4 protein-coding genes and 1 pseudogene are annotated in these 4,557 nt (G+C 67.1%); all 5 read right to left on the bottom strand.

Annotated features, from left to right (window positions below):
* Positions 1 to 281 precede the first annotated feature (281 nt).
* Complete coding sequence (locus tag ACHFFA_RS07215; protein ID WP_394270168.1) at positions 282 to 1,022, bottom strand: Bax inhibitor-1/YccA family protein; 741 nt, start codon at positions 1,020 to 1,022, stop codon at positions 282 to 284.
* A 110-nt stretch (positions 1,023 to 1,132) separates the two neighbouring features.
* Entirely contained in the window at positions 1,133 to 1,954 is an 822-nt protein-coding gene (proC, locus tag ACHFFA_RS07210; protein ID WP_394270167.1) for a pyrroline-5-carboxylate reductase, read from the bottom strand.
* Positions 1,955 to 1,988: 34 nt separating this feature from the next.
* Positions 1,989 to 2,492, bottom strand: a complete 504-nt coding sequence (locus ACHFFA_RS07205; RefSeq protein WP_394270166.1) for a YbjN domain-containing protein — start codon at positions 2,490 to 2,492, stop codon at positions 1,989 to 1,991.
* A gap of 139 nt (positions 2,493 to 2,631) precedes the next feature.
* Positions 2,632 to 4,266, bottom strand: coding sequence for an SPOR domain-containing protein (locus tag ACHFFA_RS07200; protein WP_394270165.1), 1,635 nt, complete (start codon positions 4,264 to 4,266; stop codon positions 2,632 to 2,634).
* Between the two features lie 47 nt (positions 4,267 to 4,313).
* A pseudogene (locus ACHFFA_RS07195) lies at positions 4,314 to 4,557 on the bottom strand (cell division protein FtsZ); the annotation flags it as partial.

Genomic DNA, 4,557 nt, shown 5'->3' with positions numbered 1-4,557 from the left:
TTGTGGCGGCGGTGGTGGCGGCGGCGGGGGCGGCGGAGCGGCACACGCTGCGATCATGCCAAGAAGCGCGGCCAGGCCGGCTAGACGAACGGATTGCTGCGATACGCGGTTCACGCGCTGGACCCTCCTCGATCGACCCGCAGATTATGCGCTGCGCATGCTTGCCGCGGGATGAAGGGCGACCTTAGCGCCATGCGGAATCAAAGAAAATGCCCGAAGCGTCGGCAAACGCTCCGGGCATCGTATTTGGTCTGGCGGCGGCGCTATCGGCCGCCCGCCGATCAGTCCCGCTGGCCGAGGAAGCTGAGCAGGAACTGGAACATGTTGATGAAATCGAGATACAGGGTCAGCGCGCCCATGATGGCGGCCTTGCCCAAGAACTCCGTCCCGCGCAGGTATTCGTACTGCATCTTCAGACGCTGCGTGTCGTAGGCGGTCAGGCCCGCGAACAGCAGGACGCCGATCGCACTGATGATCAGTGACATCGTACCCGACTGGAGGAAGATGTTCGCAATCATTGCGATCAGCAGGCCGACCACGCCCATGATGAGAAACGTGCCGAAGCCCTGCAGATTCTTCTTCGTGGTATAGCCAAACAGGCTCAGCCCGGCGAAGGCTCCGGCGGTGGCGAAGAAGGTGACCGCGATCGAAGCCCCGGTATAGACCAGGAACAGCGTCGACATGGACAGGCCCATGAGGATCGCAAAACCCCAGAACATCGCCTGCAAGGTCGTCTTGCCGAAACGGTTCACGCCGAAGCTCATGGCGAACACGATCGCCAGCGGGGCCAGGATTACGAGCCACATCAGCGGGCCTTGGGCAAACTGCATTGCGAGACCGCTCCGCGCGGTCAGGGCAGCGACGATACCCGTCAGCAGCACGCCGGAGGTCATGTAATTGTAAATGTTGAGCATGTGCGAGCGGAGGCCCGCATCGAAGGTCTCACGCCGGGCAACGGCGTCGCCAGCGCGCGGAACGGTCGTGAAACCCCGCCTCTGGTCGGTGTCGCTGAATTCGGCCATCTTCCCTAGTCTCCTCAAACCCGGCGGCCCATGCGGCCCCGTTGTCTGCCGAATATCGGCGTTTGCACCCTGAAATACAAGGGGCGTCGCGAGTGGTCGCTCACCCGTCGTCAGTTTGCGGAAACACCCGCCCCGCGCGCCTCTCGGGTCATCTCGGCGCTGCGATCGCGTGCGGCGCCAAGGGTGTCGGTCATCAATGCCAGAAGGCGCTGATCATGGTCCAGCACGTCCAGCCCCGCCCGCGTCGTGCCGCCCGGGCTGGCGACACGATCGGCGAGGGTCGCCGGCTCGTCCGCCGAATGGGCGGCCAGCGCCGCCGCGCCTTCGACCATGGCGATCGCCGTGCGCAATGCCTTGTCGCGTGGGAAGCCAAAGTTCGCGGCCGCGGCCGCAAGCGTATCGATAACGCGATAGAGAAAGGCCGGCCCGCTTCCCGCAAGAGCGGTGAACAGATCGAACTCCTCTTCCGCCACCCACTCGGCCGTCCCGAGACGATCGAAAAGGCTGAAGACAGCGTCAGACCGTTCAGCCGACAGCCCCTCAGCCGCCAGGCCCACTGGTGACTTGCCGATCGCCACTGCGAGATTGGGCATCACCCTTACCGCCCCTTCGGCGCGGGCGAAATGTCGCCGAAGGGTGCCCAGCTCGACCCCGGCCAGAATGGACATGATCACCGTCCGGTCGCCCGCAAGCGGCGCGATCGCCGGCGCAAGTGCCGCCAGGTCCTGCGGCTTGAACCCCAGCAGAATGGCATCGTAATGCCCATCCTCCGGCATCGCAGCGAGAGCCGTGACACCGTCCGGATAGGTACGGCTGACCGGATCGTACACGGCAAACCGTTCGGGGGGGATGCCGCTCGCCAGCCAGCCGTCGAGCATCGCGCCCGCCATGTTGCCGCAACCGAGGATCAGAATGGTGCCCATATCGCTCATGCGGGGCGCCCTAACACGGGGCGGACGACGTCGGCTAGGCCTCGCCCGCAGCGTCGACCATGGCCGCGTCCAGCGCCTCCGCCGGGGTCTTGTCTCCCCACAGGACGAACTGGAACGCGGGGTAGAAGCGGTCGCATTCCTCGACTGCGATCTCGACCAGCGATTGCGCCTGCCCGAGCCCCAACATCCCGCCTTCGCCCAGCAGGGTGCCGCTGCGGTAAAGGAGAACCCCGCTGCTCGACCACATGTCGAAATGCCCGAGCCAGGTCTGTTCATTGACCATGCTTAGCAGTTCATAGGCCGCCGCCCGCTTTTCGCCGTTTACGCGAATGTCGGGCAGACACAGCAATTGCAGCACCTGATCGCCCCTCCGCCAGATCGCGCGCAGATGATATTTGGCCCAGCTTCCCTGAATCTCGCCCGAAAGCTCGTCCTGCGAATCGCTGCACGGCCAGTCGCGCGCCTTGAACAGGGCGCGCAGCATGGCCAGCGGCTCGGCTTCCTGGGTTGCTGCCCTGTCGGCCCGTGCGAGTGTCATGATCCCGGCGTCTCGTCCATGCGCCGCTGGTGGCCCGGATGGACGGCGCTTGGCAATCGGGCGGCGGTTCGCACTTGGGGAGAACAAAGGCGGGTTGCGCAAACCCTGTGCACATCCTGTGGATGGCTGGCCCAGGCTGCTAATTCAGCGGGTCTATGACTTCGCCCGTGGCGCTGGTGAAGGTAAATGCGTCCAGACCCATCTCCTTCAGCTTTTTCACCGCATCACGCGCTGCGGCGGCGGAAGGATACGGGCCGGCGAGCAGGCGGTTGGCTTCGCCCCATTTGGTGACAAACGGACCTTTCGCCTCCAACGCGCCATCGGCCTTGCGGGCGATGCGGCGCCAGTCGAACTTGAGCGCCGAACGGTCCTTGCCGGTCGCCACCTGCACCCAGATGCGCGACGGCACCTTGGGCGGCGCTGGCACGGCCTTCGCTGGCGGTGGGGGCGCAGCTTTTGCCGGCGGAGGGGGGGCAGGCTTCCTTTCCCGCGGCACCTCGATCCGGGTTATGTCGACCGCGCCCTGCGTCGCTACGGGCTTGGGAACCGGTCCCTGACCGAACGAGGCGAAGGCCTCGGCAACGCTGATATCCTCGTCCGCCACTTGCCGCGCCGATGGAGGCGGGGTCGGCGATGTCGTGGGCGCAAGCGGGGGCGAGGACTGCACAAGTGTCGCTGGCCGAGAAGCCGGCAAAGCAGACGGTGATGGCGCCCCCGAGGCGACTGTCAGTGGCCGTGCCGCGCTGGCCGCCGCAGCTGGCGGCCCCATCGGCGGGCCTGCGGGGGCGAGGCGACTGTCCGGCGACGCGGTAGTGCGGATACCCGAAGGCTGCGTGGCACTAGCGGGCGTCGTTAAGGCCGGTCTTGCCGCCACCGTCGTTACCGCAGGGGCCGGCGATGTCGGCCTGGTCACCGCCGCCGGGGCTGATGCCGGGGAAAAGGTGCTTGCTGAACCCGTGGACGCCGGCCGTGCCGGCGCCGCGCGAGCCGCGGCGATCGCCGGGGTATCGCGGCCCATGGCGCCGGAGCTTGGAAAAATGCCGAGATTGCCCGCTGCCGCCTGCTGGGCGGGAGTGAGCTTGGTCATGTAGCGCAGGTACGGTTCGATCCGCGATGCCATCGGCGCCGGCATCATGTCGCGGGCGATCTTGATCGCGCCCTTGGTGTCGCCAAGGATGGCAAGCCCGAAGGCGCGGGTCCGGAATGCGGCCAGGTCCTGATCCTGCAACAAGGGCAGCAAGGTCGCCTCGAACGCCTTCCCGTCACCGGCAATCGCCTGGCTAAGGGCCAGTTGGCGAGTGACCTCGGGGTTCGCGCCGCGCGCCAGGACAAGGCGATAGAGCGTCTGCGCGCTCGCCGCATCACCGATGAGGTCGTAGGCCAATCCCCGTTCGGCAGCCATCGCCGCGAGGTCTACGCCGGCCCGTTCCGCCTCGGCGAAAAAGCGCAGCGCCTCCACCGGCCGGCGGGCTGCGGTATGGGCCCGCGCAAGGCCGAGCGCGACACGCCCGCTGGACGGTGCCTTCTGCCGTGCGCGACCGAAAAAGCCGATCGCCGCGTCGATGTCACCCAGCGACAGCGCCGCCTCGCCAGCGTCGAGCAGAGCGTCGAGATCATCAGCATTGCGGGCCAGCCGGCCAAGCGCCTCGCCCAGCTGCTGCGCCCCTCGCGGGGGTAGCGGCTGAACCACTTCCTGCGCGGAAACAGTGCCGCTTGCCGCCATTCCGGCAAGGGCCAGCGCGGCAAGCGAGCGAAAGACCTTCGATCCTGTCATCACGCCATCGCGGCTCGCCCACCCGGGGGCGAGCCACCCTTCACACCTTACTGGTTGTTCTGGCGACCGAGGAAGCGCGGAATGTTGAGCGAGCCCGCATCGTCGTCTTCGTCCTCGTCCTCGTCCACCGACGAGCGCCGGTCTGCCGCATTGCTGCCCCGCGAGAGGTTGGCCATGCGTTCGAACAGGGTGCTGCCCTGCGACGGCGGGCCGCCCGCAGTGGCACCGCCACCTGCCGCACCGCCACCTGCCGCACCGCCCGAGGCGCCGCCGCCGAAGCCATGCTGGGCG

It is taken from the genome of Qipengyuania sp., from assembly GCF_043423005.1.
Lineage (GTDB): Bacteria > Pseudomonadota > Alphaproteobacteria > Sphingomonadales > Sphingomonadaceae > Qipengyuania.
Note: the sequence above shows the minus strand (reverse complement) of the source record. Positions and strands in the feature narration are given on the sequence as shown.